We start from the raw sequence: 25,035 nt of genomic DNA on the forward strand, positions 1-25,035 counted from the left end.
ACATGGCCCCCTGGAGGAAACGAGCCCCCTTCCCTGCCGCGGAGCGCGGGCCCGGCTGTGTCTATCCAAGGTCCGATCGCTGCATCTCAGGTGCGCCAAGGGCAATGCGCACCATTGAATCAACCCATCCACGAGTGCGAATCACGCCCTGTCCGGTGTATTGAGTAGAGATGTTCTGCCTCCGCCCCTATCGCGATGTGGCCGACCTCAACACCATGACTCACCTCGTGGCACAGGCCTGGGCGGAGCGAGGTCCCCACGTGGAGTGCGCGGTGGGAGACCTGACCTGGCGTCTGCTGCGCAATGCACAGGTACGGCCGCGGGAGGACATCACCCTGTGGGAACACGCGCCGGGGCAACTCGCTGGCTTTGCGTGGGCCTACGGCAACGGCGATGTGGACCTGCTCGTCCACCCGCTCGTGCACGCTGACGCCTTCGCGGAGGATGTGCTTCCCTGGGTTCGCGCACGCCACGAGCGCACCCCGCAGCCGGCCACCGTGTGGGCGCTGGAGAGCAACGGTCCGCTGCTCGCGGCGCTACAGCGGCGCGGCTGGCGGCGCACCACGGGCGGGTGCTACCTGCACCTCGCACTGCCGCTACACGCGGTGCCGTCTCCGCCGCCTTCGCTGCCCGCGGGCTACCGGGTGCGCGCGGTGCGGGGCCCCGAGGAGGTGGCCGCGCGAGCCCTCGTACACCGGCGCGGCTTCGGCTCCGAGCGGGTGACAACGGAGGTGTACGCGCGGCTCATGGAGGCACCGGGTTACCAGCCTGCGTTGGACCTCGTCGCCGAGGCGCCCGATGGGAGCCTCGCGGCCTGCGCGCTGGGCTGGCTCGACGAGGCGAACGCGGTGGGCGAATTCGAACCGGTGGCGTGCGCCCCAGAGCACAGGCGACGCGGACTGGTGCGCGCGCTCCTACACGAAGGGCTCCGGCGCATGCACATGCTGGGCGCCAGGCGGGCCATCGTGTACGCCTTCGCGGACAACCCGGCCTCCCCCGCCCTCTATCAGTCCGTCGGCTTCACCGTGGTGGACCGCAACCTCGGCTACACCCTGGCGTCCCCATGAACGCCCGTCTCACTCGCATTTGCGGCGAGGGCCGGGCCAGCAATGAGGACGAATGACGCCCGTTCACTACCGGCGAGCCTTCGGGAACATGCGGCCTTCACGAACCCCAGCCTGAGCGACCGCGCGAACTCTCGTGAGACGGAGCCTTGTTCGTCAGCATCTTCGTCGGCGTCCAGAGCACTGACTCCCTCTGGCGGCTAGAGGACGTGTCGGGGGCAGAGAGCCGCACTCAGTGGGAGTCCGTCCTACTCCACGAGAACCTCGTGGCCCCACCCTCGCCGCTTATTGGCATCGGCGGGCAGCCCCTGTTCAGCGGGCTGTACTCGTTCGTGCTGCCGTCCACCGCCAAGGGGCGCGACGCGCCAACTGAAACTGGCGGTCAGCCGCGACTGCACCAGGAGTGCCGCTCCCCTGCGCGCCCCATGCCGTCAAGGCGAGAGGCACGGATGCGGAGGCCCACACCGGCTGCCCCTTGTTTCCTACACCCCACCAGGGTGCTATCGGACGCAGGAAACGTGGGCAACACGGCATCTCCACAGGTAGGCAGGTAGATGAAGAGTCAAACCAAGACAGATGGCGAGTCGGCATCGAAACTCATCGACGAAAGGATTGCCGAACTGGGTGATTGGCGAGGCGATGCACTCGCGCGGGTGCGTGCCCTCATCAAGGAGGCCGTCCCGGAGGTCGTGGAGGAGTGGAAGTGGCGGGGAACGCCGGTCTGGTCCCACAACGGGGGCATCTGCACGGGTGAGGCGTACAAGAAGGCCGTGAAGCTGACCTTCTTCAAGGGTGCTTCGTTGGAAGATCCCTCCGGGCTCTTCAACTCGAGCCTCGACGGGAACGTCAGGCGCGCCATCGACATTCACGAAGGTGAGGCGCTGGACGCGAAGGCATTCAAGGCGCTCATCCGCGCGGCCGTCGCGCTCAATACGTCGAGCGGAAAGAAGCCCACGAAGCGCTCGAAGTGAAGGTTGACCTCCGCGGCGCGGGTCGCTCAACTCATCCTCGAGAAGACGTTGAGACGCCCCGCCCTCGGTGGTCCCCATGACCGCCCATCTGGAGTGAACACCATGGCAGTCAAGTCGTCCAAGGTCGCGAAGAAGGCCACCGCCAAGCCGAGCACGGCGAAGGCGGCCACACCACGCAAGGCAGTCGCCAGGTCAGCGGCCCCCAAGCCCAAGAAGGCCACGGCGAAGAAATCGGCGGCAGCGCCCAAGGCCACCGCGGCCAGACGCAAGAGCCCCGCTGCGGCCACCAAGCCAGTCCTCCTCTCTGGCGGTAATCCGCAGATTGCGAAGGGCTACGGCGACGCCCCCATCCGGGCCTACATCGAGGCCATGCCGGGCTGGAAACGCGACGTCGGGCACCGCCTCGACGCGCTCATCGAGCGCACCGTCCCGGGCGTGAGCAAGGCGGTCAAATGGAACTCGCCGATGTACGGCGTCGAAGGCAAGGGATGGTTCCTCGGCATCCACTGCTTCACGAAGTACATCAAGGTGGCCTTCTTCCGCGGCACCTCGCTGCGCCCCATCCCACCCGGTGCGTCCAAGAGCCAGGACACGCGCTACCTCGATATCCGCGAGGACGAGCCGCTCGACGAGGCCCAGTTCGCCGCCTGGGTGAAGCAGGCCAGCCGATTGCCTGGCGAACGGATGTAGGGCGTGCCCTCCGCGCATGACGTGCGCCTCGTGCCGCGGCCCCGTGGCGTGAGTGCCTCTCAGTCAGAAGCACTCCTGCCAGAGCGGGAGACGGCTTCATGCGCGAGGACGCGGAAGTGCTGCGCCGCGGGCGCGGGCCGCGTTCCAGGGAAGGCCACCACCAGCTCCGCGTGTCCGGGAGCGCCGCTCAGGGGGCGGAACACCACCCCTTTGGGACGCAGCGCCTGGGAGGACGCGGGAGCGATGGTCAGCCCCAGGCCCGCTTCCACCATGCCAACGACGGACGGCCACGAGCTGGCTTCCTGGAGGATGTTCGGAGAGAAACCCGCGCCCAGGCACATGCTCGTCACCAGGTCGTGCAGGCCCGGCGCGGAGTGACGCGGAAAGAGCACGAACGGCTCGTTCGCCAGTGAGGACAGCGCGACGACCCGCTGACGGGCTCGTGGGTGTCGAGCTGGCAGGGCGAGCACGAAGCGCTCCTGGAGCAGTCGCTCGACGGTGAGCCCTTCGTGACGGAAGGGCGCCCGGATGATGGCGATGTCCAGCTCCCCCGAGACGAGCGCGGCGCCGACATCCAGTGTCTCGCTGTCGTCCAACTCCAGCTTCACCTTCGGGAACCGCGTGCGGAAGCGCAGCACGATGTCCGGCAACACACCAAAGGCAGACGACGCGGCGAAGCCGACACGCAGCGTGCCTGTCTCTCCACTCGCCGCCTGCTGCACCGAATGGATGACATCCGCGCGCCGGGCCAGCAACGCGCGCGCATCCTCCAGCAAGCGGCTCCCGGCGGCGGTAAGCGCCACCCGGCGGCTCGTGCGCGTGAGCAGCTCGACTCCCAGCTCGGACTCCAGCCGGCGAATCTGCTGGCTGAACGGCGGCTGGGCCATGCCGATGCGCGCGGCGGCGCGTCCGAAATGCAGCTCCTCCGCCACGGCGACGAAGAGCTGGAGCTGACGGAATTCCATATCGAGACGATATCCATCTCAATGCGCATCAAAAGATATATTGGTCGTGAAGGATGCGGCTTCCTACCATCTGCGCATGCGATTCCCCTTCGTTCCCCTCGGCCTGATGCTCACGGCGCTGACGGGAGCCCCCGTCCTGGCGCTGGATGACGCTCCCCTCCCCCTCGTCCCCTCCGGAGCCACGCCGGATGCGCAGGTCCAGGCGAAGCTGGACCTGGCGGACCGGTTCGTCCGCCGGGCGGAACTCCTGCGGGACAGCCTGGTTCCCCCCAGGTGGCTGCGTGAGGGCGACCGGTTGGTCTTCTGGTCCCGTGAGGGCAAGGACGGCGGGACGTGGGTGCTGGCGCACGCCAAGACCGGGGAGCTGAAGCCACTCCTTTCCGGTGAGCAACTGAGGCAGCAGCTCTCGACGCTGCTGGGCAAGCCCATCACCGCGCCCCGCTTCTTCGACGTCGCGCTCGCTCCGGATGAGCAGGGCATCGTGTTCCGCCTGGAGGGGAAGACCTTTGGCCTGGGCCTGTCAGGTGGCCACGTCACCCTGCTGTCGCCGGAGGACCGGGCCGCGCTGACGCTGTCGCCCCAGCACTTCCTCGCGCCGAAAGGCGGCGCGCTCGCCGTGCAACGCCAGGGCGGCTTCGCGGTGCGGAACGCGGAAGGTGCCACCGTGGCCGAGCGCACGGGGGAAGCGAACCTCGACTGGCGGATTCCGGAGCGTCCCTGGTCACCGGATGGCCGCTTCCTGGTGGTGTGGCGGGATGACCTCCGCGCCGTTCACCAGGTGCCCGTCGTGGACTACTCCTCCGCGCTGGAGAAGGTGACGACGGTGCCCTACGCGAAGTCCGGGACGCCACTGCCGCGCGCGGAGCTCCATGTCGTGGAAGTGGCGACGGGCCGCGTGACGCGTATTCCGCCCGTCGAGGGCGAGACGTATGACTGGTTCGCCGGCTGGAATCCCGAGGGCACCGAGGCGCTGTGCCTCCACCTCTCGCGTGACGCCAAGCGGCTGGACCTGACCGTCGTGGAACCCGCGTCAGGCCAGCGTCGGCACGTGCTGCGCGAGGAGCGCCCGGAGACCTTCGTCACCGGCCTGGACTTCGCGGTGGGCGGCTGGGCGAAGCAGGTGACGGCGCTGCCAGGAGGACGCGGCTACCTCTGGATGTCCGAGCGGGATGGCTGGCGCCACGTGTATGCGTATGACCGCTCGGGGAAGCGCGTGCGGCAGCTCACGCGAGGCGCCTTTCCCGTGCACGAAGTGGTGGGAGTCGCCCCCACGGGAGATGCCCTCTACGTGCTGGCCTCCGCCGACAGCGGCGCGCCATACGAGCACCTCTTCTACCGGGGGAGCCTGAAGGGCGGCGCGTTGAAGCGGCTGTCCTCGGGCTCGGGGATGCACCGCATCACGCTGTCCCCCTCGGGCCAGTACTACGTGGACACATGGTCCTCGCGGACACAGCCCCGGCTGAGGGAGCTGGTGTCCGTGGAGGGTGGCAAGCGCGTGCGGCTCACCACGTCAGACGCGAGTGAGTTCGAGTCGCTCGGCGACACGCGGCCGGAGGCGCTGCTCGTCAAGGCGGCCGACGGCGTCACGCCCCTGCACGGCGTGCTCTACAAGCCACGCGACTTCGACTCCTCGAAGCGCTACCCCGTGCTCGCCTCCATCTACGCGGGTCCGTTCACCACCGTTGTCCCCTGGACCTTCCTGGGGACTTCGGATTCGCTGACCGCCAGCGGCCTGGCGCAGCTGGGCTTCATCGTGGTGTTGCTGGACCCCCGGGGTGGCCCCGGACGGAGCAAGTCCTTCCAGGACGCGAACTACGGCCGCGTGGGCCAAACGGAGATTCCCGACTACGTCGCGGGGTTGAAGCAGGCCGCGTCCACGCGCCCATGGATGGACCTGGAGCGGGTCGGCATCCACGGCGGTTCGTGGGGCGGCTATTTCACGCTGCGCGGCATGCTGACGGCGCCGGACTTCTTCAAGGCGGGCTACGCCGGAGCCCCTGGAGCGCTGGAGGAAGAGGCCATCATCAACGAGCCCTATCTCAACCTCCCCAGCGTCAATCCCCAGGGGTACGCGGCGGGCGACAACCTCGCGATTGCAGACAGGCTGAGGGGCCACCTGAAGCTGATGCACGGCACGAGCGACGTGAATGCCACGCTCTCCGTGACGATGCGGATGGCGGACGCGCTCATCCGCGCGGGCAAGCGCTTCGAATTGCTCATCATGCCCGGCCAGCCGCACTCGCCTCGGGGTGCCGCCAGCCGCTACTACCGGGACGATGTGGGCCTGTTCTTCCTCCGGACCCTGGGCGGTCCACGGTAAGGGCTCCTCAGGGGCCCTTGCGGCCAGGCGCTCGGCGGTCCGCATGGAGCCAGCGGCGCACCTCCTCCAGGTACTCCCGTGGGAGGACATGCCCGCTGTCGAAGGTCTTGTGGGTCTTGCGACGAGACGGAGCGGCATCGAACAGGGCGCGGCTGTCCGCGACAGGCGCGAAGTCATCCTTGTTCGCCGTCAACAGCAGCCATTCCTGGTGAACGCTCGCCATGTGGCGCGAGGGGGCAACCTCCTCCATCGACGGGTCGATGTGGGGAGGAACCATCGTCACCAGGTGGGTGACGCGAGGCTCACGCGCCGCCAGCAGGATTCCCACCTGCGCGCCCATGCTGTACCCGGCGACGAGCACCCGAGGCGGCTGGCCTTTCGCGAGCACGGTGGTCAGCAGCGCGTGGGCATCGCGGACGGTGTCTGCAATCATCGCCACGTACCCCGAGGGGTCCCCTTGATGGGCCCGCTTGGCGAGCGCTCCCGGCTTCGCCTCGGGCGTCGCCCGCTCTCCGTGCCGGCGTGCATCGAGGAGATAGACGCGGTAGCCGGACCGCAGCAGTTCGTCCTTCAGCACACCGCCGTGGGTTGGCCCCTCGTTCGACAGCCAATCCTCCTTGCGGCGCGTAAGGCCGTGCAGGAGGACGGCGATGGGTGGATTCGCGGCAGCTCCCGCCGGCTCCAGCACCCGCGTGGGGATGCGCTCTCCATCCGCGCCGCGAACGTCCAACGACGTTTCCAGGGCGGCGGCACGGGCCACAGAAGCGGATAGAAGCAGCAGGCACAGCGACAGCAAGCGGGTCATCTCGGCTCTCCCAGAGGTAAGAAGCCCGGTCACCTTGCCGCCCTCCGCGTCAGCCACGCGTCAACACCCGGTTGACCTCCGGTTGACATGGCGGCTGATAACCTGCCCACCCATGCGAGTGCTCGTCGTCGAAGACAACCTGGACCTCCAGGCCAACATCGAGAGGTTTCTGGGGAAGGACTTCCAGCTCGACTTCGCCGCCACCGGGCCCCAGGGCCTCACGCTCGCGCTGGGCCAGGAATACGACGTCATCGTCCTGGACCTGATGCTGCCGGGAATGAGTGGCATCGAGCTGTGTCAACGCTACCGGCAGCTCGCTCCCCGGCTGGTGCCCATCCTCATGCTGACCGCGCGGGACACCCTCGATGACAAGGAAGAAGGCTTCCGCGCGGGCGCGGATGACTACCTCGTCAAGCCGTTCTCCTTGAGGGAGCTGCGGCTGCGGCTCGAAGCCCTGGCGCGGCGCCCCGTGCCTCCGAGCGGACGACGGCTGACGGTGGGACCACTGACGCTGGAGCCAGACACGGGCCAGGCAAGGCGAGGCGTGCGCACCGTCCACCTCAACAAGACCGAGACACTCCTCCTGAGGCTGCTGATGGAGGCCGCGCCCGAGTCCGTCTCGACAGCCACGCTGGCCCACCACCTCTGGGGGGACGATGCGCCGGAATCCAGTGCCTTGCGCACCCACGTCTATGCCCTGCGCGGAGCACTCGCCGAGCTGGGGATGAGCGACTGCATCACCACCCTCCGCAACAAGGGATACCGCCTGGATGCGCGCGAGGACTAGGTCGGTCCGAGGTCTCCTCCTCGGCGCCATGGGCATGTCCGCGGCGCTCGCGCTCGTCCTGATGGGAACGTTCTTCACGCTCTTCAGCTACGACCTGGAAGACGCCATCTTCGCTCGGTTCGTCGCCACCGCGGCGGACGGACGCAGGGATGACGCGGGGGCCATCCCACTTGGAATGACGGCCTATGTCGGCCACGAAGGCCTTCCGTCCTGGCTCGGAGACGCGCTCCCCCTGGCCACACCTCGCGGCGAATACGAGGTCTTTGCCCAGGGCCGTGGGCACTTCCATGTCGCGGTGCGACCGGACGCGTCGGCTGGCACGACGCGCTACGTGGTCCTGGACACGACGGCGCTGACGAGCACCACCCGCCACCTGCGCCAGACGTCCGGACTGCTGCTGGCAAGTGCGCTGCTGGCCCTGCTGGGCGCCGCCGGGCTCTCCCTGGTCGTCGCACGGAGGCTCAGCCGTCCGCTTGAACAACTCGTGGCACGCGTCCAGTCGGATACTCCGGCGCGGGAAGAGGACGTCGGAGTCACCGAGGTGCGGGCCCTGGCCGAAGCCCTGCGTGTCCGGGATGCCCGAATCCAGGAACTGTTGGAGCGGGAGCGCGCCTTCAACCGGGACGCGAGCCATGAACTGCGCACGCCTCTCGCCGTGGCGCAGGGCGCGGTGGAGATACTGGAGTTGGACCCACCCGCGGACACGGAGACCTTCGCCCGTCTGCGGCAGGCCATTCACCACATGGGCCTGCTGACAGAGGGCATCCTCTGGCTGGCCCGGTCAGGCCGCTCCGACGAATCGTGCGGGCTGGTGAGCATCTCCCGCGAAATGGTCGCGCTGTACGGCAAACACCGCCCTCACGGCGACGTGGCGCTCGTCATCGAGGCGAAGGAGGAGGTCCTCGCGCCACTTCCGGGGTCCGTGGCGCGAGTGATGCTGGGCAACCTCATCAAGAACGCGCTCGCCTATACGCCCCAGGGGCGCATCGTCATCCACATCGCGCCAGAGGGTTGGAGCATCTCCGACACAGGTGTGGGCTTCGGCCAGGTCGAGCCCGGACACACGGGCTTCGGCATCGGCCTGTCGCTCGTGGAGCGGCTGGCGCGCCGGTTCAACTGCGACGTGACCTTCAGCGCCGTGGAACCACACGGGACGAGGGTGCGGCTCACCTGGCCGTCCGCGGAGTCCGGCTGACTGAGGGGACCGCGACGCACGGCATCCCGTGCGTCGTGGCAGCGTCACGCCATTCCCACATGCGGAGCGGCGCGAGCCGCCCCGCCTGCTGCGACGGCTAGGCTTGGTGCTTCGCGATGAGCGCGTTCGCCGCTTCCGGGTTGCTCTTGCACTCGAGCAGGGCGCTGAGAATCAGCGGCGCGACAATGGTGGCATCCGACTCGATGACAAACATCGGCGTCGTCTCGGTCAGCTTGTCCCAGGTGATCTTCTCGTTGGGCGTCGCGCCCGAGTACGAACCGTAGGACGTCGTCGAGTCGCTGATCTGGCAGAAGTAGGCCCAGGGCTTCACCGGCTTCTGCAGGTCGTACTTGATCGAAGGAACGACGCAGATGGGGAAGTCACCGGCGATACCGCCGCCAATCTGGAAGAAGCCGACACCCCGGCCCTCGGACATCTCCTCGTAGCGGTCGTAGAAGTCGGCCATGTACTCAATGCCAGACTTGACGATGCTCGCGTTGAAGTCGCCCGCCTTCACGTAGGACGCGAAGATGTTGCCGAACGTCGAGTCCTCATAGCCAGGGACGACGATGGGCAGACGGAGCCGCGCCGCCTCGAGCAGCCAGCAGGCCTCCGGGTCACCCTCATACGCGGAGGGGTCGAGCGCCTGGATGAACGCGTAGAAGTACTCGTGCCAGAAGCGGCGCTCGCCCTTCTCGGTCGCGCCCTTCCACATCGGAACGGCAATCTTCTCCACCGCGCGGAACGCCTCGTCCTCGGGGATGCTCGTATCGGTGACCCGGCGCATCCGCTGCTCGAGGATTCGCGTGTCGTCCTGCTTGGTGAAGTAGCGGTACTCGGGGAAGTCCTTGTACCCCGTATGCGCGACGAGCCGGAAGAGCGACTCCTCGATGTTGGCGCCCGTCACCGACAGACCGTGAATCAGCCCCGCCCGGATGGCCGGCGCGAGCGTGATGCCGAGCTGCGCCGACGACATCGCGCCCGCGACGCTCCAGAACATCCGGCCACCGTTCGACACATGCTCCCAGTAGGACAGGAGCGCATCGCGCGTCGCGCGCGCGTTGAAGTTCTTGTAGTTCGTGAGGATGAACTTGAGAACGGGAAGTTCGGACGAAGACATGTGAGCCTCCAGCAACAACGTGGTGAATGCTCGAGAGGCACACGCCTGACAGAGCCACTCGAGGACACCCTACGGTCGCAACGAGATGTCGCGGCCGCCATCGGAGCGTCAAGTGGCTCCGGGCTAGCTAGCACAGGAGGACCGCGACCCGCCACCGCGTTCCACGGCTCCCCGGTTGGCCCCCAACCGAGCCGCCCACCTCAGATGCGCTGAACCACCCGCAGCGCGAAGCGCACGAAGCGTGCGTCCAGTGGCTCATTGAGCATGAGGCGCTGCCACACCAGGCCGGAGAGCACGTTGACCACGAGCTCCCGGTCGGCGGGCCGGCGGTCGGCGAGGCACGCCCGGAGCTCGTCACCCCGCGGGCGCACCAGTTGGGCGATGAGCCGCCGGTGGAGGTCCTCGTCGAATTGCGCCTCCGCCATCAGCGCTCGCAGCACGGGCGCCGCCTCCGCGGCACCCCGGCAGAACTCCACCAGCGTCGAGGACAGGGAAGGCTTGCGCCGGCTCATGCGGGGCGCCTGACTCACCCACTCGGAGAACGCGTCGAGCACCAGCGCCCCCTTGCCCGGCCACCAACGATAGATGGTCTGTTTCCCAGCCCCCGCGCGCTCCGCCACGTCAGCGGTCGTCACCGCCGCATAGCCCTTCTCCAGCACCAGCTCCTGCGCCGCCGTGAGAATGGCCAGGCGCACTCTTTCGTCCCTGGGTCGTCCCGTCCGCATGACTCGCCTTTACGAGACTTCGGGTCTCGGAAACAACCCACTTACGAGACTGACGGTTCCGAAATCGCGTAACGCAGTGCGCACCTGCGTAACCCGCGCGCGTTGACGGGGAAGAGGGCCCTGTGTACGACTGCGAGTGACCATGGCTAAACAATCAGGTTTGCTGCGCCGTCTTGGGAATGTGGCGCTGAATGAGGTGAGCGAGCGCTTCGGCAGCACGTCACCCACGCCTTCCTCCGGAGACACGCGCTTCACGCCGCCGACGCCTGCCGCGTCGAAGGACGAAGAATCACTCGAAGGCTGGGGCTTCGCCGACACGCGTTTCGTGGTGAAGCCCGACGGGAGCACCGTCCTCACGGGCACCCGCTACAACATCAGCAATGTCGCGCTGCCAGACTTGATGCCGTGGTTCGCCGGCAAGCTGGCCTCGCCGCTGGGGTACGACAATCGCAACGAGCCGCACTACCCGCCCGAGATTCCCGCGGCGAAGAAGAACGACAAGCTTGTAGCGGCGCTGCGCGAGTTCCTGAAGGAAGAGCAGCTCACCGACGACCCCAAGCAGCGCCTGCGCCGGGGCCACGGCCACACCGGCGGTGAAATCTGGGCCATCCGCTACGGAAAGCTGGACCGGGTGCCCGACCTCGTCGTCTTCCCGCGCGGCCACGATGAGGTGGTGCGGCTGGTGGAGGTCGCCACCCAGCACGGCGCCTGTGTCATCCCCTTCGGCGGCGGCACCAATGTGACGGAGGCGCTGCGCATCCCGCTCTCCGAGGAGCGCCTGGTCGTCGCCGTCGACATGCGGCAGATGAACCGGATTCTGTGGGTGGACCCCGTCAACCGCATGGCCTGCATCGAGGCGGGCGCCACGGGCCGCCACCTGATGGAGGAGCTCGCGAAGTTCGGCTTCACCATGGGCCATGAGCCGGACAGCCTCGAGTTCTCCACGCTTGGCGGGTGGATTGCCACGAACGCCAGCGGCATGAAGAAGAACCGCTACGGCAACATCGAGGACCTGGTGCTCGACATGCAGGTCGTCACGCCCCAGGGCATCGTGGAGCGCCCGCGCCAGGCGCCCCGAGAGAGCGTGGGCGTCAACCCGCGCCAGTACATGTTCGGCAGCGAGGGCAACTTCGGCATCGTCACCACGGCGGTGGTGAAGCTGTTCCCCCTTCCCGAAGTGCAGCGCTACGGCTCGGTCATCTTCCCCGACCTCGAAACGGGCCTCTCGTTCCTCTACGCGCTCCAGCAGTCAGGAGCGGTGCCGGCCAGCGTGCGGGTGATGGACAACACCCAGTTCCACTTCGGCCAGGCGCTCAAGCCAGCCAAGCACGGGCTGGCCGCGAAGGTGAAGAGCGAGGTCGAGAAGGCCGTGGTGACGAAGCTCAAGGGCTTCGACCCGTACAAGCTCGCCGTGGCCACCCTCGTCTTCGAGGGCTCGCGCGAGGAGGTCGCCTTCCAGGAGAAGACGGTGTACCGCATCGCCTCGGAGCACGGCGGCATGAAGGGCGGTGGCGCCAACGGTGAGCGCGGCTACCAGCTGACCTTCGGCATCGCGTACATCCGGGACCTCACCTTCGAGCACTGGGCCATCGCCGAGAGCTTCGAGACGAGCGTGCCGTGGAGCCGTGCCATGGACCTCTACGAGCGCGTGCAGCGCCGCGTCGAGAAGGAGCACGCCGCGCTGGGCCTTCCGGGCAAGGTCTTCTTCACCGGCCGCTTCACGCAAGTCTACCAGACGGGCGTGGTCATCTATTTCTACCTGGGCTTCTACGCGCGCGGCGTCAGCGACCCGGTGGGCGCCTACGCGGCGCTCGAGCATGCGGCGCGTGAGGAGATCCTGGCCGCTGGCGGCTCGCTGTCGCATCACCACGGCGTCGGGAAGATTCGCCGCGACTTCCTGCCCGAGGTGTACTCGGAGGCCGCGTTGGCCCTCAACCGCAAGGTCAAGGCCGCCATCGACCCCGACAACGTCTTCGGCGCGTCGAACTGCGGAATCAACGGCCCGGTGGCCCTGACCCCGGATGAGGAGGCGCACTGATGTCCCGCCACGTATTTCTCACCGGCGTCACGGGTTTCGTTGGCAAGGTGGTGCTGGAGGCGCTGCTCGCGCAGGGCGTCGAGCGCGTCACGGTGCTGGTGCGCGAGTCGAAGGACCGCCAGGGCCGCGTGCATTCGGCGGAGGAGCGCTTCGCGAAGGTGGCGCAGGCCGAGTGCTTCTCGCGCCTCCCGCCCGGCTGGACGGAGCGCGTCGCGGTGGTGAGCGGCGACCTCGAGCAGCCCGCTTGCGGCCTGTCTCCCGCCGACGCCGATGCCGTGCGCCAGCACGTCACGCACGTCGTGCACTGCGCCGCCAGCGTGGAGTTCGACCTGCCGCTGGCGCAGGCGACCTCGGCCAACATCCGGAGCGCGCTGTCGGTGCTGGAGCTCGCGCGCACGTGCCCCAAGGTGGTGGGCATGGTCGACGTGTCGACGGCCTACGTCAGCGTGTGGCGGCCCGGCCCCATCGAAGAGAAGCTGGCGCACCTGCCGAAGCCCGCCGCGGAGCTCTACGAGGCCTTCCAGGTGGCGCAGGGCGACGGCCGCGAGTGGCTGGAGCTCACCGGCCACCCCAACACGTACACGCTCACCAAGAGCGTCGCCGAGCACCTCATCTGTGAGCGCCGCGGCCACGTGCCCGTCGTCATCGTGCGCCCCAGCATCGTCTCGGCGGCCCACCGCACGCCCTTCCCGGCCTGGCTCGACAGCCCGGCGGCGCTCGCGGGCTGCCTGCTGTACAGCGGCCTGGGCGTGGTGCGCGCCTTCAACGCCGACCCGTCGGTGCGCCTGGACGTGGTGCCGGTGGACGTGGTCGCCAGCGAAGTCGTGCGTTCGGTGTTCGGCCCCATGCCGAAGCCCGGCCAGGCCGTTCCCATCGTTCACGCCACCATGGGTGTGCAGCGCGCGCTGCGCATCGACATGGCCGCGGCGTCGACCATCGAGTGGTTCAAGCACCGCCCCGGCGTGGTGAAGGCGCCCGACATGTTCGTCGGCCGCAAGGACCACGGCTTCGACGCGGTCGACTTGATGCGCCGGGAGCTGCCGGTGCAATTGCAGAAGGCGGCGCTCGCGCTCTTCGGCCAGGCCAAGGCCCACCGCCGGCTGGTGCGCGCCGACGAGAAGGTGCAGTACCTCAACGAGGGCTTCGCGTACTTCACGCACCACACCTTCGACTTCGTGCGCAGCGCGCCGCTGGAGGTCCCCGGCTTCGATCCCTTCGAGTACGTGCGCGTGGTGAATGAGGGCATGTACCGCCACCTGCTGTCGCGCGATGAGAGCCAGGTGTCCTTCGCCGGGCCGAAGCACGACGACGCGCGCGGCGACCGGGCGTGGGTCCAGGAGCGCGGCGTGGGCAACACCACGCACAAGGTGTTTGGCTATGCGCTGCGCAAGACGTTCCGCCACTGCACCAGCGACGTGACGTTCGACCGGCCGTCGTTCGAGCGCGCGATGGCGCAGGTGCCCCCCGGAACGCTGGTGGTGCTGGCGCCCACCCACCGCAGCTACTTCGACTTCCTGCTGACCAGCTACCTGTGCTTCCAGCACCCGGAGCTGGGCATCTCGATGCCACACATCGCCGCCGCGGAGGAGTTCGGCCGCATCCCGGTGGTGGGCCCGATTCTCAAGGACTCGCAGGCCTTCTTCATCAAGCGTGGCGTGGGCCGCGAGGTGCCGGAGCTGGGCGAGGAGCTGCGCCGGCTCACCGAGAAGAACGCTTCGCTCATGTTCTTCGTCGAGGGCCAGCGCAGCCGCGCGCGGCTGATGCTGCCGCCCAAGCGCGGGATGTTGCGCGCGCTGCAGAATACGAAGCGCCAGTTCGTCGTGTTGCCCGTCGCCATCTCCTACGACCGGCTTCCGGAGGAGGCGTCCCTGTCGGAGGAACTGTCCGGCAAGCCGCGCCCGAAGATGACGCTCACCGGCGTGCTGTCGTGGCTCACGAAGCTGACGCGTGGCCAGGTGCAGTTGGGCCGTGTGCATCTGTCGTGTGGTGCGCCGCTGGCGCTCAACCCGGACACCGACGTCCGCGCGCTGAGCCATGCGCTCATGGCGGAGCTGCAACGCCACACCACGGTGAGCAGCTTCCATCTGCGCACGTTCCTCGCCGAGAACCCGATTCCGGGCGTGGATGAAGCGTGGCTGCGCGAGGCCATCGAGCGCCGCGGAGGCCGCGTGCTCGACAGCGACCTGCCCGTCCCCAGCCCCCTGTCTCCCGCGCTGGCACACTCGCTCCGGAACCAGTGGCAGCACTGGTTCGCCGGTGACGTGCTGGCCCGGCAGCCCGGCAACCCCGCGCTGGAGGACCACCTGTCGCGCTACCGTTGGTGCGCCACGCCGCTGGCCGAGCTGAGCGACGCGCGCGTCGACGCCGTGGTGAAGGCGCTCTTCGAGCCTGTCGTGCGCGACTATCAGGAAGCGACGAAGGTGCGCGCGCCCGACGAGCTGAAGGCCGTGGCGGTGACACACCGGCCGCACCTCGATGGCGTGGTGCAGGCGCTGGTCTCGCGCGACATCGTGAAGCCCGCGGGTGACAACTTCGAGTGGGGGCCGAACGCGGCGGAGCTGTCCCAGTTCCATGAGGCATGCGCCTGGCGCGGGGTGCAGCCGTGAAGACACTCGTGACGGGAGCCAGCGGGTTCCTCGGACGCAATCTGCTGGAGACGCTGGGCGACGACGCCGTGGCACTGGTTCGCTCGCCGCTGCCGGGCCCGGTGGCTCAGGTGTCGGGCACGCCGCTCGACCCTGACGCGTGGCTGTCCCAGGCCCAGGGCGTGAAGGTGCTGATTCACTCCGCGGGAATGATCCACCACAGCCGGCAGCACGCCGACGAGATGGTGCGCTTCAACATCGACAGCTCGCTGGCCATGGTGCGCGCCGCGAAGGCGCTCGACGCCCGGCTGGTGCTGGTGTCGACGTCAGGCACGGTGGGCTGCTTCTCCCATCCGACCATCGAGGCGGACGAGCACTCCCTCTACGCCGAGGCGCTCGTGGGCCGGTGGCCCTACTACCTGTCGAAGATTCTCGCCGAGCAACAGTCGCGGAAGCTGGCGAAGCAGCTCGGCGTGGAGATGACGGTGGTGCGGCCTCCGGTGCTCCTCGGCCCCGGGGACACCCTGGGCCGCTCGACGACCAACGTGGCCCGCGTGCTGAACGGGCGCCTCCCCTTCATCCCCACGGGTGGCATCGCCTTCACCGACGTGCGGGACGTGGCGCATGCGCTCGCGGTGCTGGCGAAGAAGGCCGACTGGCGGGACACGTACCACCTGCCCGGCACCGCCCTGCCCCTGCGCACCTTCTTCGAGCGCGTGGGCGAGGTCGCCGGCATCCGGGTGAACCGTCCTGGCGTGCCGACGCTCGTCGTCGACGGGCTCGCGAAGCTCGGCTCCCACGTGCCGCTCAAGAAGCTGCCGGACCCCGTGGTGCTCGAGATGTCGACGTGCCACTGGGGGTTCAAGACGCTGTGGAGCCACGAGGAGCTCGACTACCGGCCGCGGAGCCACCGGCAGACCCTGAGCGACACGGTGGCGTGGCTGCGCGAGGCGCAGGCGCGACAGACGCCCCTGGCGGGCTGAAGTCTGGAGGGGCAGCGCTCCGTCGCCGCCCCTCCCCCCCTCAAACAACGAGGGAGCGATGCGGCACATGGCCTAGACTGGGTCCAAACCAACCCTCTTACGGACCCAGTCACCATGAAGCCCACGCCAGGAGACATCTTCGTCGTCCACACCCCTCGGCTTGACGCCTACACGGCGGTCCAGGTGACCGCCCTGAAGGTCGAGGGGAAGAACGAGCTGGCCTGTGTGCTGGCGTTGGATTGGGTAGGCCCCTCCCTGCCCGACGCCGCCGCGGTTGCGGCCATGGCTCCCGCCCACTTCAACTTCTTCTTCTGGAAGGACCACTGCATCCACGTCTGGGCGTCCGCCGAGGTTCCTCGCGGCTTCACCCGGGTGGGCCACCGGCCGCCCCTCGTCGTCGAGGACGTCAACAGCTACAGCGGTTGGCCCTCCGGCAGCGCCCTCTACAGTCAGCGCCGCTGGGAGGCCATCCCCCAGGCGCAGCGCGACGCCTTCAAGCAGATGGTCGCAGCACCCGACGAGCAGGTGCTGTTCACGGTCGGCGACATGGAGGTACGCCGCTCGATGCAGCGGCTGGATACGGCTCGCCTCGCCGCCGCGCCTGACTTGACGGTGTTCGAGGTGCTGCCGATTCTGACGTCTGTCAATGCGGACGCCCCCATCCCTGGCCTGTTCGACTTCATCCGGCGCCGCCCCTTTGTCTATGAATCAGCGGTGCTCAAGCACGGTGAGCGCCGAGTCGACCTGCGGGGAGCCCAACTGTCCCGGCTCACGCTCGACGTGACGGGCGTCCACGAGCTCTATCTGAACGGCGGCCTCGAGGACCTGTCCCTGGTCGGCCAGCCTGACCCGGCGCTGAAGATTCACGGCGAGGCGGATGGGCGCTGGCTGACCTTGTCCCTGGGCGCTCCGGACATGCCCTGGTCCGGTCTGGACACACTGGACAGCCTTCATCTGCGGGCCGCGCGCGACGTGGATGCGTCGCGCATCGTGCGGCGCTTTCCGAACCTGACGGAGCTGCGCATCTGGGGAGCCCCGGGCTACCTGAGAAACACCGCGGAGCTGGCGAAGCTCCCGGCCCTGGCCATGCTGACATTGAGCGACATGTTCGGGATGTCACCCGACGAGTTCCCCGGCCCGGAGCAGCTCCCCCACCTGGGAATGCTCTGGCTGACGAGCATTCCCGCGGACGTCGCCGCCCAGGTGAAGAAAGCCTACAAGGCCGCTGCGCGCGAGGGCCTGGACCTGTCGGTGCGACAGCCGCGCAAGGCCGACTGGCTGGCGGAGAACCTGGACAACCCCTTTCGCGTCTGGGACGGGGCCGACAACATCAGTCCAGCCCAGGCGAAGAAGGCCGCGGCGCTGTACCGCCAGGCACGGTCGGCCGCGCTCAAGGCCGTCTCCGAAGGGGACCGCGCCCCCGCCGCCCTCGTGTCCGCGCTCACCCCCATCGTCACGGCCTACACCGATGGCTTCAACAAGCTGGATGCCCGCAACACCTTCATCTTCACCGAGGAGCGTGAGCAGATTTATCTCGCGCTGATGGGCATCTTCGACGCGGTGGATGAAAAGCTCCGGTCCACGGAAGGGACTCCCGCCGAGCCGCTCAATCGAGAGGCCCTGGTGTCGGTGATGGACTCGATTCGAGACTTCTAGGGTGATTCACCTCGGTGAATTCACGAAGCCCTGCATGCATCGGCGACGACGTTGGCCATCCGATTGATGGGGGCCACGAATGCCCTCATCGAGCCATCCGGTTGTTTTGCGTCACAAATTTGTATCAATCCCCAGGGACAACCGGACGCAGTCATTGAATTTTTTCACATGCCCAGAGGCATGTAGCGTCCGCTCGCGTGCTCCAACAGGACATCTGTCCATTCCGTATCGGAACACTTATTACCGTTTAAAACGGGCAAATCTGGCGTGCTATCTTCCGCCGCCATGCGCACTTCCCTCAGCTTCGCGTCCCTCCTCGTCGCTTCTTCCCTCACCGCTGGCTGTCTCGGTCCCGAGACGGACACTGATACGGATGCGGTTCAGTCCATCGAGCAGCAGGCCACGGACCCCTTGTTCCGCGTCCACAACGTCGTCGAGGCGGTGCTCCCGGCCGCCAACTACGACGGTGTCGCTGGCGACGAGTGCATCGCGCTCGTGAACCCCGAGCACCGCCTCCGCAAGATCATCGTCGTCGAGACGGCCGGTGCCAACGGCGCTTGCGCGCTCAATGCCTACAGCGCTGGCGGCGCCCTCAGCTTCACCTGGGGCGACACCACCGTCTACCAGGGCCCGGCCGGCATCGCCTCCATCCGCGCGGCGCTCTCCGACACGGATGGCGCCGTGCACCGTCTCACCGGCACGCTCACCTCCGAGGCCACCACCCTGGCCCACCTGCAGTCCTTCCTCACGCAGACCTACGCCCAGCAGGCCAGCCAGCTCGCCACGTTCACCGCGGAGCGCGTCCACTCCCGCTACGACTTCGAGGGCCAGGAGCAGGTCTACGCCGAGGCCGCCTACCAGGCCGTCCGGGTCACCCAGCCCTGTGAGAACCCCGGCTACCCGACCCTCGAGGCCCGCATCCACAACGGCTTCGTCTATGGCTACACGGCCAGCAACACGGGCAGCTGCCACAGCGGCTGGTTCACCCGGCGCTACGTCTACAACCGCAGCTGGCAGCTCGTCGACAGCTACGAGTACTCCGAGTAGTCCGCCACGCCGCGGATTGACGCGGCAGGCAGTCGCCGTTGCTCATTGATGGCCATGGATGGGCCTCTCGCGCGAAGCTGTCCAGCGGGAGGCCATCCATGAGCGCTTCGTCCAGAGCGCGGCCGGACACAGCCTTCCCACGGGCTGAAGCAGGGTTCTGACGTCGCGCCACCAGGCGGCGGCGCCGCCCTGCGCTTTAGGGCATCACATCGCGGCGAAACAGCCGTGAAACGTCACGGGAATGGCCTGGTCGAAGTGGACGGTCGCCAGCGGGCCGTCTTCGAGATGCTCGCCATCGAGCACCGCGACGTAGGAGTGGTCGGTCGTCGAGTCGAACACGAGGTCGAGCACGAAGGTGGCGTCCTGCGACGCCTCGCGCGGCACGAGCACGGGCTCACTCGGCACATGTCCGGCCGGGAGTCCCCACTCGGAGCCCCTGCCCCGGTCGAGGTCGATGCGCGTCACCCCCAGGATATTCCGGCCTGCGACGTTCCGCTCGGTTTGCGCGAACACCGTACCGTGCCGCGCGCCATGCAGTCGCGGATGCACCTGAGGAAAGTCGCAGGGAACGTCGAAGAGCTTCGTCTCACGCGCCGTGCCGGACTTCAGGTCGAGCTTCACTCGCGTCAGCAACGGGAGGGGCCCGGTCGATTCCATTTCTCCAATCTCCCCGAGCGAGAACTCGGGGTAGCGGCAGAAGTCGACACATGGACCGTCCGCGTCCTCGAAGGCGTTCGAGAAATGCCAGAGCCAGAAGGGGGCGAGCTCGAACGTCCGGGGTGAATGGATGGCATCGAGCGGGACGACGATGAGCCGCGCCCCCAGCTCAGGCCTCCACCGAAAGAGCTGGGTGACATCTCCCAGGCCGACCATGGCGCGCAGGAGATTCAACTGCACGGGCCCCACGAACAGGATGAGGTGCCGCTCCGTCGCCATGAAGTCATGCACCATGCTCTGCCAGGGTGCCTCCACGGTGCCGAGCTTCGACGGCTCCCCGTCGTCCGGCAGCGCGTACAGGTCGATGTTCATCTTCCGGCCATACCGAACCCCGAAGTTGAACGTCGTCCGCAGCGAAGCGACACGATGAGGGTGTGCGGAGAAGGCCCCCGTCACCACGCCCAGTCCCGTGGCGTCGAGCGTCTCCAACGTCGCGGGGTCCATCTCCTGGAGCAGGCCGTTCTCCATCAGCGCGAAGAGCCGGTCCTTCCACAGGAACGTCGAGGTGTTGCCCGTGGTCTTCGCCACGTCCTTTCTCGCCGACCGCATCCGGTCGAGCCACGACGCGGATGACGTGTAGAGAAACCGCCCCGCGCGTTCCTCCGCACGGTAGCCGGCGCTCTCGACGATGCGGCTCGCGCCCTGCGCGCCACCGCCGTCGAAGCGCACCGCCGTCACGGCGCCATCCGCCTCGAACGCATGCGCGATTCGCGTGCCAAATCGCTCGAAGAGGCCCGGTCCGGCGCGGAACAAGGTCCCCCGGAGGGACTCGGGGAGCCGGCCTTCGACCCGCAGCGGCTCGAAGCCATGGGGACGGGAGAGGGACCGCAACAATGGGCTCACGGCATTCGCGCTGCGCATCCGCTGCTCCTGGAGCGATGAAATCTGCGTCGAGGCACAAAGTAAGTGTCTCTTACTTACTTTGCAACAAGGGCCCGTCCATCTACCCTGGCTCCACGCATGGCCACGAAGACGCGAGCACGCCCGTACCACCACGGGGACCTCAAGCACGCCCTGCTGGAAGCCAGCATCGAGCTCATCCGCGAGAAAGGCGTCGACGCGCTCACCGTGGCGGAGGTCGGACGCCGCGTGGGGGTGTCCTCCGCCGCGCCCTACAAGCACTTCGCGGACCGGCTGGCCCTGCTGCGTGCGCTCGCGATGGAGGGAAACCGACGACTCAACGCGGCCCTCATCACCGCGACGGAAGGGACAACGGACCCGCACGAGGCCTTCCGGCGCTCAGGGGTCGCCTATGTCCGGTGGGCCGCGGAGAACCCGGCCCTGTACCGCATCGCGACGGACCCGGCGTACATCGACTACGCGGGCCCGCATCCGGACGAGGAAGTCCCCGAGCCGCTCAAGGGCTCGATGGACACGTTCTGGCCGGAGCTGTCGAAACTCGTCCGGTCCGGGAGCGCGCTCCCCACCTCACATCCATTGATGGAGCAACTACGAGGTCGCGCGCTCGCGCAGGGGTTGGCGAACATGTTCGTCAGCGGCGTGTTCGACTCACTCGGAATCGCCACATCCGACGCGGAGCGGCTGGCCCGCGCCATCACCGGTGAGGACGTCCCGGCCACGACACGCAAGGGCAAGACTTCGCGGACGCTCCGTTCAGGAACATCCTCATGACGTACGAACAGCGATTCACCACGCACAAGATTGAAGAGAACGTGTGCGAGCTGTTCTGAAGGCATCGATAGTGACCTGCAACTTCACCCAGTAATCCCGGGGGTGCCAGCCGGGCCTGCCGGCTCAGGTCACCACGCGTGCCCGCGCGCCATGGACCCCCATCTGCAGTTGGAGCGAGTAGCTGCCCCCATCCCCATGTTCGCTGCTTCGCGTCCATTGGGGCCGGCCGGAATCCGCCGCGAACGCGACGAGGACGTCTTGGTACGCGACGATGACCTGCCCGTCTTCCACCAGCACCGAGGCGGACGTGAAGTTCGGCGCATGAGCCGGCGCCACGCGCTGCGTCCAGAGCGGGCGCCCACTCTCGTAGTCGAGCACGTGGACATCGAGGAAGACGCGCTTCTTCAAGACGCCATCGGAGCCGCCCGCGAACACGAACACTCGCCCATCCCGCACCTCCACGTGCGTGGGACGCGGGCGCATCCCTGGGACCGATTTGCCAGGAACGGGGAACGTCCATGCGGTACTGCCGTTCATGCGGTCATAGGCCGCGACCAGGCCATTGAAAGCCGTGACGAGGAGTGGACTGGATGGGTGCGGTGCGTTCATGCCGCGCTCCGTTACCACAGAAGCCCAGAGCACCCGCCTCCGCGCACGGCCCCACGGTGCCCCTGGGAGAAGGCCGCGCCATGGGCGTCGCCCCCCCTTGGAGACGGGGCCTTGAATACGTACTGACTCGTATCTTCCGTAGAATCGCGAGTGAGTCCGGGCACTTGGGGCCCATGGTGATGCAGCCCCCACCCCGCCTGTCGTCCGGACTGGCGCCCCGCATGAGCGCCGACCCGGCGCTGGAGGCTGTAACGCACCCGCCCAGAACGTTGGTAGGACTCCCAACCTGCTGGGGCGCGCCTAGGAAACTCCCAGATTGCGCTGAAATCAACTATACGCGCTCCGTACAAATTTCGCGGCACACGAGCGACCCGGTCGGCGAGGTCAGGCTCCCGGGACGTCTCTGGAGGATTGGATGGAGTTGTCGAGTCTCGAGTCGAGTTTCTGGGCAATCGCACCGGGCGTGGTCGGCGCCGTGGGGCTGCTCTTCGCTGCGGTCTTCTACTTCCGCGTCAAGGCGCTCCCGGAGGGTGACGCGACGATGAACCGCATCGCGGGCTACATCCGCGACGGCGCGATGGCGTTCCTCGTCCGCGAGTACAAGGTGCTCGCCGCGTACTGCGCGGTCATCGCGGTGCTCATCGGCCTGGCGCTGGGGCCGCTCGCCAGCGGGAGCTTCGTGCTCGGCGCGTTCCTCTCGCTGCTGGCCGGCTACATCGGCATGAAGGCCGCGACGTTCGCGAACGTGCGCACCGCGCAGGCCGCGCGCACCGGCTCCAAGCCGAACGCGCTGCTGGTCGCGCTCGACGGTGGCGCGGTCATGGGCCTCGCCGTCGCCGGCCTGGGCCTCCTCGGCATGGGCGGCGTCTACTACGCCTTCCAGGGGCATCCGCAGCTGTCCCCCGTCCTCCACTCCTTTGCCGTGGGCGCCAGCTCCATCGCGCTCTTCGCCCGCGTGGGCGGCGGCATCTACACCAAGGCCGCTGACGTCGGCTCCGACATCGCCGGCAAGGTCATTGAGAACATCCCCGAGGACGACCCGCGCAACCCGGGCGTCATCGCCGACAACGTGGGCGACAACGTGGGTGACGTGGCCGGCATGGGCGCCGACATCTACGAGTCCATGGTGGCCGCGATTGTCGCCGCCATGGCCATCGCGCTGACCGCCAGCGCCGCGGACCTCTCCCGCCTCGTGGTGGACCCCTCCGCGATTGGGAGCGCGAAGGTGGCGGGCGTGGTGATCCCGCTGGTGCTGTCCGCCGTGGGCCTGGTGGTCAGCCTGCTGAGCATCTTCATCGCGCGCGCGCTCAAGCACATGAACCCCGCGCAGGTGCTGCGCAGCGCCCTCATCCTGCCCCCGGTCATCCTGGTGGGTCTGTCCTTCGTGATGATGCAGGTGTTCGGCCTGTCCCAGGCCATCACGGTGGCGCTGGCCGCGGGCGCCTTCGGCGGCGCCATCATCGGCCTCGTCACGGACTACTACACGTCGTCCACGCCGGTGCAGCGCATCGCGGAGGCCTCCGTCACGGGCGCCGGCACCAACCTCATCCGCGGCCTCGCCGTCGGCATGGAGAGCGTGGGCATCCCGATGGCCACCATCGCCGTGGTGGCCTACATCGCCGACCAGGCGCTTGGCCTGTACGGCATCGCGCTGGCGGCCGTGGGCATGCTGGGCGGCACCGCCGTGGTGATGACCGTGGATGCCTACGGCCCCATCTCCGACAACGCCGGTGGCATCTCCGAGATGTCCGGCCTGGGCCCCGAGGTCCGCGCCATCACCGATGAGCTGGACGCGGTGGGCAACACCACGGCGGCCATCGGCAAGGGCTTCGCCATCGGCTCGGCGACGCTCACCGTCATCGCGCTCTTCTCCGCCTTCAACCTCGAGGTCAACCACACGCGCATCGCCGCCGGCCTGCCGGAGATGAGCCTGCAACTGACCAACCCGAACGTCATCGTCGGCCTGCTGCTGGGCTCCATCCTCCCGTTCCTGGTGGGCGCCTCCACGATGCTCGCCGTGGGCCGCGCGGCCGGTGCCATCGTCGAGGAGATTGGCCGTCAGTTCCGCGAGATTCCGGGGCTGATGGAGCTCAAGGCGGACCCGGACCCCAAGAAGATCGTCGACATCGCCACCAAGAGCGCACTGCGCGAGATGATCTTCCCGGGCATCATCGCCGTCGCCGCCCCGCCCCTGGTGGGCTACCTGCTGGGCCCTGGTGCGCTAGCGGGTCTGCTGGCCGGCTCGCTCGTCGTCGGCGCCACGATGGCCCTCTACATGGCCAACGCGGGCGGCGCGTGGGACAACGCCAAGAAGTTCATCGAGAAGGGCAAGCTGCCGGGCCACGCGAAGGGCTCGGCGGTTCACAAGGCCGCCGTCGTCGGTGACATGGTCGGTGACCCGTTCAAGGACACCTCCGGTCCTGGCGTGGCCATCCTCATCAAGGTCATGAGCGTCGTGTCCCTGCTCGTGGCCTCGCTCATCGCGCTGCGGTAGTCGCACCGGTGCAGCGCCTCGGATGCCGAGGCGCCGCCCCCCCCGGCAGCTCGCACCGCGCGGCCCCATCAGCCGCGCGGTGCTCCGGAGCGCTGGACGGAAGCCAGGGCAAGCCTGGCCACCGGGTGTCCCCACCCCGCCGGCACCGCGCCTCCTCGCAGCGGCCCGGACCTCGGGAGGAGCGAACCGAACACCCCCACCCTTGCCTGCCCGGGAGCGCTCTGGCCAGCGGGCGGGCGCGCACTACACTCATGGAGTACCGCGACCGCGGCCCCAGGTGCGGCGGCAGCGGCCTGACGTGCGCGCGTTCGCACCCGTGCCCCCGGGGAGAGAGAGGCGTGTCTCCGTTGTTCCGCTGTCAGAGAGGTGACCCATGGTCCTGGAGCTCTCCCACCAGCAGATCCACGTCCTCCACGCGTGCCTGTCTGAAAGCATCGCGGAGTTGCATGACGAGGTCCTTCACACCGACGAGCGCGACCTGCGCGAAGCACTGAAGCTCAGGCTCGACCACCTGCAGGGCATCCAGCGGCAGGTGGAAGCCTTGATGCAAGCCCAGGAAGCGGCATCTCCTGACTGAATGCCGCTTCCCTGCTGCTCGAGAATGCAGCCGGGCCCCGAGCGAGAGACAGCGG

20 protein-coding genes are annotated in these 25,035 nt (G+C 68.1%); 14 read left to right on the forward strand and 6 right to left on the reverse strand.

Features of this window, described 5'->3' with window-relative positions:
- Nucleotides 1-215 precede the first annotated feature (215 nt).
- The 3 genes from FMP39_RS04095 to FMP39_RS04105 all read left to right on the forward strand — a co-directional run bounded on the left by FMP39_RS04095 (nt 216) and on the right by FMP39_RS04105 (nt 2,725).
- Nucleotides 216-1,067 (forward strand): GNAT family N-acetyltransferase, encoded by an 852-nt coding sequence (locus FMP39_RS04095; RefSeq protein WP_228557645.1) that lies wholly within the window; start codon nt 216-218, stop codon nt 1,065-1,067.
- 551 nt (nt 1,068-1,618) lie between these two features.
- The gene (locus FMP39_RS04100) at nt 1,619-2,035 is read left to right on the forward strand and encodes a DUF1801 domain-containing protein (protein ID WP_141588693.1); all 417 of its coding nucleotides are present in this window, start codon (nt 1,619-1,621) and stop codon (nt 2,033-2,035) included.
- 102 nt (nt 2,036-2,137) lie between these two features.
- Nucleotides 2,138-2,725 carry a DUF1801 domain-containing protein gene (locus FMP39_RS04105; RefSeq protein ID WP_141588694.1) on the forward strand — a complete coding sequence of 196 codons (588 nt, stop codon included), beginning with the start codon at nt 2,138-2,140 and terminating at the stop codon, nt 2,723-2,725.
- A gap of 59 nt (nt 2,726-2,784) precedes the next feature.
- Here FMP39_RS04105 and FMP39_RS04110 read toward each other — a convergent pair whose 3' ends face one another.
- Entirely contained in the window at nt 2,785-3,690 is a 906-nt protein-coding gene (locus tag FMP39_RS04110; RefSeq protein ID WP_141588695.1) for a LysR family transcriptional regulator, read from the reverse strand.
- A gap of 76 nt (nt 3,691-3,766) precedes the next feature.
- On the opposite strand from FMP39_RS04110, the gene FMP39_RS04115 reads away from it, so the two are divergent.
- A complete protein-coding gene (locus FMP39_RS04115; protein WP_141588739.1) occupies nt 3,767-6,010 on the forward strand; it encodes a DPP IV N-terminal domain-containing protein in 2,244 nt (747 codons plus the stop codon).
- Nucleotides 6,011-6,017: 7 nt separating this feature from the next.
- Here the strand turns inward: FMP39_RS04115 and FMP39_RS04120 are convergent, their stop codons facing one another.
- Nucleotides 6,018-6,815 (reverse strand): alpha/beta hydrolase, encoded by a 798-nt coding sequence (locus tag FMP39_RS04120; RefSeq protein WP_141588696.1) that lies wholly within the window; start codon nt 6,813-6,815, stop codon nt 6,018-6,020.
- Nucleotides 6,816-6,927: 112 nt separating this feature from the next.
- On the opposite strand from FMP39_RS04120, the gene FMP39_RS04125 reads away from it, so the two are divergent.
- Both FMP39_RS04125 and FMP39_RS04130 read left to right on the forward strand, forming a co-directional pair.
- Nucleotides 6,928-7,602: a response regulator transcription factor gene (locus FMP39_RS04125; RefSeq protein ID WP_141588697.1), complete on the forward strand. Its 675-nt coding sequence runs from the start codon at nt 6,928-6,930 to the stop codon at nt 7,600-7,602.
- Nucleotides 7,603-7,630: 28 nt separating this feature from the next.
- Entirely contained in the window at nt 7,631-8,797 is a 1,167-nt protein-coding gene (locus FMP39_RS04130) for a HAMP domain-containing sensor histidine kinase (protein WP_141588740.1), read from the forward strand.
- A 97-nt stretch (nt 8,798-8,894) separates the two neighbouring features.
- On the opposite strand, the gene FMP39_RS04135 is transcribed toward FMP39_RS04130, so the two are convergent.
- On the reverse strand, nt 8,895-9,917 hold the full coding sequence (locus tag FMP39_RS04135) for a deoxyhypusine synthase family protein (RefSeq protein ID WP_141588698.1): 1,023 nt from the start codon (nt 9,915-9,917) through the stop codon (nt 8,895-8,897).
- 200 nt (nt 9,918-10,117) lie between these two features.
- Entirely contained in the window at nt 10,118-10,612 is a 495-nt protein-coding gene (locus tag FMP39_RS04140; RefSeq protein ID WP_228557646.1) for a TetR/AcrR family transcriptional regulator, read from the reverse strand.
- 172 nt (nt 10,613-10,784) lie between these two features.
- Here FMP39_RS04140 and FMP39_RS04145 point away from each other — a divergent pair, with 172 nt between their 5' ends.
- From FMP39_RS04145 to FMP39_RS04165, 5 genes are all read left to right on the forward strand, one after another.
- On the forward strand, nt 10,785-12,680 hold the full coding sequence (locus FMP39_RS04145; protein WP_141588699.1) for an FAD-binding oxidoreductase: 1,896 nt from the start codon (nt 10,785-10,787) through the stop codon (nt 12,678-12,680).
- Entirely contained in the window at nt 12,680-15,286 is a 2,607-nt protein-coding gene (locus tag FMP39_RS04150; RefSeq protein ID WP_141588700.1) for an SDR family oxidoreductase, read from the forward strand. The genes FMP39_RS04145 and FMP39_RS04150 overlap by 1 nt, the downstream gene beginning before the upstream one ends.
- The gene (locus FMP39_RS04155; RefSeq protein ID WP_228557647.1) at nt 15,283-16,248 is read left to right on the forward strand and encodes an NAD-dependent epimerase/dehydratase family protein; all 966 of its coding nucleotides are present in this window, start codon (nt 15,283-15,285) and stop codon (nt 16,246-16,248) included. The genes FMP39_RS04150 and FMP39_RS04155 overlap by 4 nt, the downstream gene beginning before the upstream one ends.
- 114 nt (nt 16,249-16,362) lie before the next feature.
- Nucleotides 16,363-17,904, forward strand: coding sequence for a gliding motility protein (locus FMP39_RS04160; protein ID WP_141588702.1), 1,542 nt, complete (start codon nt 16,363-16,365; stop codon nt 17,902-17,904).
- 285 nt (nt 17,905-18,189) lie between these two features.
- Complete coding sequence (locus FMP39_RS04165; RefSeq protein ID WP_228557648.1) at nt 18,190-18,951, forward strand: hypothetical protein; 762 nt, start codon at nt 18,190-18,192, stop codon at nt 18,949-18,951.
- 204 nt (nt 18,952-19,155) lie between these two features.
- Here the strand turns inward: FMP39_RS04165 and FMP39_RS04170 are convergent, their stop codons facing one another.
- Nucleotides 19,156-20,529, reverse strand: coding sequence for a carotenoid oxygenase family protein (locus FMP39_RS04170; protein ID WP_141588704.1), 1,374 nt, complete (start codon nt 20,527-20,529; stop codon nt 19,156-19,158).
- A 99-nt stretch (nt 20,530-20,628) separates the two neighbouring features.
- Between FMP39_RS04170 and FMP39_RS04175 the strand changes: the two genes are divergently transcribed.
- Nucleotides 20,629-21,300 carry a TetR/AcrR family transcriptional regulator gene (locus FMP39_RS04175; RefSeq protein ID WP_141588705.1) on the forward strand — a complete coding sequence of 224 codons (672 nt, stop codon included), beginning with the start codon at nt 20,629-20,631 and terminating at the stop codon, nt 21,298-21,300.
- 123 nt (nt 21,301-21,423) lie between these two features.
- Here FMP39_RS04175 and FMP39_RS04180 read toward each other — a convergent pair whose 3' ends face one another.
- Nucleotides 21,424-21,909 carry a PQQ-binding-like beta-propeller repeat protein gene (locus tag FMP39_RS04180; RefSeq protein WP_141588706.1) on the reverse strand — a complete coding sequence of 162 codons (486 nt, stop codon included), beginning with the start codon at nt 21,907-21,909 and terminating at the stop codon, nt 21,424-21,426.
- Nucleotides 21,910-22,324: 415 nt separating this feature from the next.
- On the opposite strand from FMP39_RS04180, the gene FMP39_RS04185 reads away from it, so the two are divergent.
- Both FMP39_RS04185 and FMP39_RS04190 read left to right on the forward strand, forming a co-directional pair.
- Nucleotides 22,325-24,403, forward strand: coding sequence for a sodium-translocating pyrophosphatase (locus tag FMP39_RS04185; RefSeq protein ID WP_141588707.1), 2,079 nt, complete (start codon nt 22,325-22,327; stop codon nt 24,401-24,403).
- A gap of 373 nt (nt 24,404-24,776) precedes the next feature.
- Nucleotides 24,777-24,980, forward strand: a complete 204-nt coding sequence (locus FMP39_RS04190) for a hypothetical protein (RefSeq protein ID WP_141588708.1) — start codon at nt 24,777-24,779, stop codon at nt 24,978-24,980.
- Nucleotides 24,981-25,035: the final 55 nt, after the last annotated feature.

This window comes from Myxococcus sp. AB056 (genome assembly GCF_006547365.1).
Classification (GTDB): Bacteria; Myxococcota; Myxococcia; order Myxococcales; family Myxococcaceae; genus Myxococcus; species Myxococcus virescens.

What these genes read in the sequence shown, in the direction of transcription:
- FMP39_RS04095 (WP_228557645.1), top strand. Translation starts at nt 216, where the DNA reads ATGACTCACCTCGTGGCACAGGCCTGGGCGGAGCGAGGTCCCCACGTG.
- FMP39_RS04100 (WP_141588693.1), top strand. Translation starts at nt 1,619, where the DNA reads ATGAAGAGTCAAACCAAGACAGATGGCGAGTCGGCATCGAAACTCATC.
- FMP39_RS04105 (WP_141588694.1), top strand. Translation starts at nt 2,138, where the DNA reads ATGGCAGTCAAGTCGTCCAAGGTCGCGAAGAAGGCCACCGCCAAGCCG.
- FMP39_RS04110 (WP_141588695.1), bottom strand. Translation starts at nt 3,690, where the DNA reads ATGGAATTCCGTCAGCTCCAGCTCTTCGTCGCCGTGGCGGAGGAGCTG.
- FMP39_RS04115 (WP_141588739.1), top strand. Translation starts at nt 3,767, where the DNA reads ATGCGATTCCCCTTCGTTCCCCTCGGCCTGATGCTCACGGCGCTGACG.
- FMP39_RS04120 (WP_141588696.1), bottom strand. Translation starts at nt 6,815, where the DNA reads ATGACCCGCTTGCTGTCGCTGTGCCTGCTGCTTCTATCCGCTTCTGTG.
- FMP39_RS04125 (WP_141588697.1), top strand. Translation starts at nt 6,928, where the DNA reads ATGCGAGTGCTCGTCGTCGAAGACAACCTGGACCTCCAGGCCAACATC.
- FMP39_RS04130 (WP_141588740.1), top strand. Translation starts at nt 7,631, where the DNA reads ATGGGCATGTCCGCGGCGCTCGCGCTCGTCCTGATGGGAACGTTCTTC.
- FMP39_RS04135 (WP_141588698.1), bottom strand. Translation starts at nt 9,917, where the DNA reads ATGTCTTCGTCCGAACTTCCCGTTCTCAAGTTCATCCTCACGAACTAC.
- FMP39_RS04145 (WP_141588699.1), top strand. Translation starts at nt 10,785, where the DNA reads ATGGCTAAACAATCAGGTTTGCTGCGCCGTCTTGGGAATGTGGCGCTG.
- FMP39_RS04150 (WP_141588700.1), top strand. Translation starts at nt 12,680, where the DNA reads ATGTCCCGCCACGTATTTCTCACCGGCGTCACGGGTTTCGTTGGCAAG.
- FMP39_RS04160 (WP_141588702.1), top strand. Translation starts at nt 16,363, where the DNA reads ATGAAGCCCACGCCAGGAGACATCTTCGTCGTCCACACCCCTCGGCTT.
- FMP39_RS04165 (WP_228557648.1), top strand. Translation starts at nt 18,190, where the DNA reads ATGCGCACTTCCCTCAGCTTCGCGTCCCTCCTCGTCGCTTCTTCCCTC.
- FMP39_RS04170 (WP_141588704.1), bottom strand. Translation starts at nt 20,529, where the DNA reads ATGCGCAGCGCGAATGCCGTGAGCCCATTGTTGCGGTCCCTCTCCCGT.
- FMP39_RS04175 (WP_141588705.1), top strand. Translation starts at nt 20,629, where the DNA reads ATGGCCACGAAGACGCGAGCACGCCCGTACCACCACGGGGACCTCAAG.
- FMP39_RS04180 (WP_141588706.1), bottom strand. Translation starts at nt 21,909, where the DNA reads ATGAACGCACCGCACCCATCCAGTCCACTCCTCGTCACGGCTTTCAAT.
- FMP39_RS04185 (WP_141588707.1), top strand. Translation starts at nt 22,325, where the DNA reads ATGGAGTTGTCGAGTCTCGAGTCGAGTTTCTGGGCAATCGCACCGGGC.
- FMP39_RS04190 (WP_141588708.1), top strand. Translation starts at nt 24,777, where the DNA reads ATGGTCCTGGAGCTCTCCCACCAGCAGATCCACGTCCTCCACGCGTGC.